The organism is Polymorphobacter sp. (assembly GCF_051860865.1).
Taxonomy (GTDB): domain Bacteria; phylum Pseudomonadota; class Alphaproteobacteria; order Sphingomonadales; family Sphingomonadaceae; genus Sandarakinorhabdus.
On record NZ_JBIMKZ010000123.1, the window covers coordinates 1 to 4372 of the forward strand.

Here is a 4372-nt window from a genome sequence, read left to right on the forward strand (position 1 = left end):
TGGAAGAACGTCGGGCCGGTGATGCGATAGTCGGCCCGCAGCAGCATCCCCAGCGTGTCGGTCAGTGGGCCATCATATTGGGCGCCGACGTTGATGGTATAGTCCGCCGTCGCCGGTGCCTTGTTGCCAACCGTATAGGGCCGGGCGCTGTTGCGGCGGATCTTGCCGTCGATGACGTTGGCCGAGCCGAACACGGTGAAGCCGGTGGCCAGCCGCGCATTGAACGAGCCTTCGATGCCCTTGAAGCGCACCTTGTCGATATTCGAGACAACGCGCAGCAGCCCGAACGGCCCGACGAAGAACTCGAAGAACTGCGAGTCGGTGACATCGGTATGATAGGCCGCCAGCTCGAAGCTGAGGTCAGGCGTCAGATTGCCCTTCACACCGACTTCGAAGGCGCTGGTCGTCTCCTTGTCGAACTGGTCGAAGATCGACAGGCCGGCGCCGATGCCCTGGTTGAAGAAGCCGTTGACGATGGCCGCCGAGCCGGCGTTGTTGAAGCCACCGGATTTGAAGCCGATGCCCCAGTTCGCATAGATGTTGATGCTGTCCGTCGCCGCATAGGCAATCGAGACCTTCGGCTGGAGCTGCTTGAAGCTCGCATCGCGCGGCGCCAGCACGCCCGACGGATTATAGACCGGATCGAGGCCCGGGTTGAGGAAGTAGTTGGCCGGCGTGGTGGCGGTGCCATTGGGGTTGCCGGTCAGCACATTGCCCACCCAGCGCGTGCGCCGCCCGGTCGGGATGCCGTTCTCGGTGCTGCGGTCCTCGATGTCGTAGCGCAGCGCCGCGCTCAGCGTCAGCCGCTCGGTCGGCTTGTAGTCGAGCGAGCCGAACAGCGCGTAAACGTTGGTCTTGAACGTGTCCTGCGCCAGCGCCTCGGTCGGGTTGCGGGCATCGGTGGTGTAGCACTCGGTGACCACGCCGCGACCGGTGTCGACGCCGAGATTGTTGCAGTTGAACCGGTCGATGTAGAGATAATAGCCGCCGAACGACCAGTTCAGGCCAATATCGGTCTCGCCGGTGAAGCGGATTTCCGCGGTGAAATCCTTCTGGTCCCGCTGCTGATACTGCGACCCGTCGCACGAGACCGGCGAATAGGGGTTGAGGAACCCGCCGGGGACGCCGACGCTGAACGGTGCCTGCACCGGGAAGCCGGTCAGCGCCGCGGTGGTGGCGATGCAGGTCGACTCATTGGCGAAGAAGTTGAACGTCCCGCTGGTGCCGTCGGCGTAGAACCAGTTGTTCGTCTGGCTATAGGCAACATAGCCGGTCATGCTGATGCTGTCCGAGATCGTCTGGCGCAGGTGCAGCGAGCTCTCGAACGTCTTCTGCCGGTTCTCCGGATCGATGCCGCGCGCGAACACGAACTCATGGTCATTGGCGTCGATATTGAACACCGGCGCCCCCAGCGCGTCGGCAAGGCCGGGCAGCTGGAAGATGGCATTGAAGCCGATCGCCGACCCTGAAAGCTTGGCATAGCGGATCTTGAAGTCCAGCTCGGTATCGGCGCTGGGCGTGAACAGCAGGCGCCCGTTGATATTCCAGCGCTCATTGTCATCGACCGACGCCGCCTTGCCGGGGTTGGTCGGATAAAGCGTCGCCCGGCGCGGATCGGTCGAGAAAATGTCGCGATAGAAACCATCAGTGGTGAAATAATCGCCGGCAACGACGAAGCCGAGCGTGTCGCCCAGCGGCCCGCTGATCGAGGCGGCGGCGTTATAGGTGTTGTTGTTGGCCGCCGACACCCGCCCGGAAACCTCCACCTTGTCACCCGGCCGCTTGGTGGTCATCACGATGGCGCCGGCCACCGCCGAACGGCCATAATAGGCGCCCTGCGGGCCTTTGAGGATTTCGATCTGGGCGATCGCGCCCTGATCCTGGGCGAGCAGCGCCGTATTGGTCTTCAGCACGCCGTCTACAACAAGCGCCACGTTATTCTCGCCGTCGCGCGCGCCGTTGATGCCGCGAATGGCGATCTGCGTGTCGCCCGCTTCGACAACGCCGGTAACGATGGTCACGCCCGGCGTCAGCTGCACGAAGTCGGCGGCCACGCGCGCGCCGGTGTTGGCAATCGCTTCGGTGGTCAGCACGGTGATCGACGCCGGCACGTCCTGGAGCTTTTCATCCTGCCGGCGCGCGGTGACGACGATCTCTCCGCCGAGATCCTCCGCCTGCGCGGCCTGGCCGGCGGTCTGCGCCATGGTGGCAACCGGCGACAGCAACATCGCTGCCACTGAACCCAGAATCAGTGCCTTGGTCGTCTGCATTTTTCATTCCCCTGTTAATTTCGTTGGCGCCCCTCCCCAGGGGCTATGCGGCTCTTAAACGAGCACATTTTCTCCGCTGAAATAGACGTATACTTCCTGGAATTTCCCGTCCCTTATCCGCCAGAAGTTGGTGTTGAAGAAACTTGTCACCGTTCCATCGGCGGCCGTCAATACAGCCTCGAAACTTGCCGCAATCCGCCCGTTCACCTCATCGACCGTACACACGAAATCCTTGTGCACGATCGTCTCATAAGCACCCATGAATCCGGTGAACATGCGACGAATGGCATCCTTTCCGGCATGGCGCGTAAATTCGGTCTGGACGCACATCAGCGCCTCGTCATTGAAGCACTCGAGCACCGCATCGAGGTTCTTGGCATCGACACTGCCGAAATAGCGATTGAGCGCCAGGTCGATCAGCGCCGCGCGGCCGAGCGTGGGTTCATACTGCATCAGAGTTCCCCTTCCTTCAGCAGATTGTCGCCGCTCATATAGACATAGACCCGGTGGAACCGGTCGCCCTTCAGATAGAAGCGATTGGCATTCTCGTAGCGCAGCTCGCTGCCGCCATTCGGCGTGATCAGCACCGTGAACTGCGAGCAGATCGAGTTGCTCTGCGGATCGGCGACATGAACGAAATTGCCATGCCAGATCGACGAAAAATCACTTAACAGCCGCGTGAACATCGCGGCAATCGCTTCCTTGCCGTCGTGCACGGTGTTCGACGTCACCTCGGTCAGGATCGCATCATCGGTAAAGCAGTCGAGCACCTGCTGCAGCGCCTTGTTGTCGACCCCGTCGAAATAGCGCTTGGTGACGATATCGATATAAAAGGGATAGGGCAGCGGCTGCTGTCCCGGCCCGGCTTCCTGCCACTCTGCCATGGTTCAATGTCCCTTGCGGATATCGGCGTCCTTGGAGACGCCAGGATTGGGAAAGGCCTTCTTGCTGTGGCTGAGCCCCAGCGTCACCAGCATCTCGGCCTGCTTGTAGGCAATCACGCCGGGGTTGATCACCGGGATCGGCAGGTTCTTCGCCAGCCACGCCGCCGACTGGTGCATCGTCGTCGAGCCCAGCACGATCACATCGGCGCCGTCCTCGGCCATCGCCTTCTCGGCCTCGGCCTTCAGCTTGGCGAAGATGATCTCCTCCTTGCCGGCCAGCAGCTCGGTCACATCCGGCCGGGTGTTGATCGACCGCAGCGAGGCAACGCGCGGCCAGAAGCCATAGTCGGTCAGCGTCTTCTCATAGAGCGGGAACCATTCCGGCCACATCGTCAGCACGGTGAACTTCTTGCCCAGCATCATCGCCGCCATGAACGCCGCCTCGCCCGGCCCGATCACCGGAATCGACAGCCGGGACCGCAACGCCCGCACCCCCGAATCGCTGACCGTGTCGACAATCACCGCGCTATAGCCCTCGGCCTCGGCATCGATGCCCGCCTGGAACACCGTCCAGTCCATAAGCAGCATGTCATGATAGGAATCGCCCAGCGCCGCGCCCCAGACCACGGCGGCAAACTCGGGCACAAACCCCTCTGACACCAGCGCCGGCGGCAACTGCGCCGCACGGCTGGCCACGCCGTCCGCCCCCATGGGAATGGGCACAATGACCTTGATCCGATGCTCGCTTCCCACCTACGCCCCTCCGCGCCACTTTGGTCCAGACTAATGACGCCGCATGTCAAGTCAAGCGACGCGCCGGCTTTTTGTCATTGGCGGCGACGACGCCTCTGCCTATAGCCTCAACCCCCACCCTCATCATCACGAGAGCCTATGTACCGCGTCGCCGGTTCTCAAAGCACCAGGCCCCAATATCAGGAAATCGCCGAACGCCTGCAGGCGGACATCCTCGGCGGCCGATGGGCCGTGGGCGACCAGCTCGATCCCGAAACCACCCTCGCCGACCATCACCACGTCAGCCGCTTCACCCTCCGCCAGGCCCTCAGCCTGCTCGAAGAACGCGGCCTCGTCAGCCGCAAGCGCCGCGTCGGCACTGTCGTGGTCCGGACCAATCTGCCCGAAATCATGGTCCAGCAACTCTCCTCGATGGACGAGCTGCTCCAATACCCCCCCCAAACCCGCCTCGAGACGCTCAAATGC

At 62.5% G+C, this 4372-nt stretch carries 5 protein-coding genes; 1 reads left to right on the forward strand and 4 read right to left on the reverse strand.

Going from position 1 to position 4372, the window contains the following annotated elements; translation table 11 throughout:
• From ACTIFJ_RS14910 to ACTIFJ_RS14925, 4 genes are all read right to left on the reverse strand, one after another.
• On the reverse strand, positions 1 to 2270 hold a 2270-nt coding region (locus ACTIFJ_RS14910; RefSeq protein WP_439534901.1), incomplete at its 3' end, for a TonB-dependent receptor.
• Between the two features lie 54 nt (positions 2271 to 2324).
• Entirely contained in the window at positions 2325 to 2723 is a 399-nt protein-coding gene (locus ACTIFJ_RS14915; protein ID WP_439534902.1) for a nuclear transport factor 2 family protein, read from the reverse strand.
• Positions 2723 to 3154: a nuclear transport factor 2 family protein gene (locus tag ACTIFJ_RS14920; protein ID WP_439534903.1), complete on the reverse strand. Its 432-nt coding sequence runs from the start codon at positions 3152 to 3154 to the stop codon at positions 2723 to 2725. The genes ACTIFJ_RS14915 and ACTIFJ_RS14920 overlap by 1 nt, the downstream gene beginning before the upstream one ends.
• A 3-nt stretch (positions 3155 to 3157) precedes the next feature.
• On the reverse strand, positions 3158 to 3907 hold the full coding sequence (locus tag ACTIFJ_RS14925; protein WP_439534904.1) for an aspartate/glutamate racemase family protein: 750 nt from the start codon (positions 3905 to 3907) through the stop codon (positions 3158 to 3160).
• A gap of 138 nt (positions 3908 to 4045) precedes the next feature.
• Here ACTIFJ_RS14925 and ACTIFJ_RS14930 point away from each other — a divergent pair.
• On the forward strand, positions 4046 to 4372 hold a 327-nt coding region (locus ACTIFJ_RS14930; RefSeq protein ID WP_439534905.1), incomplete at its 3' end, for a GntR family transcriptional regulator.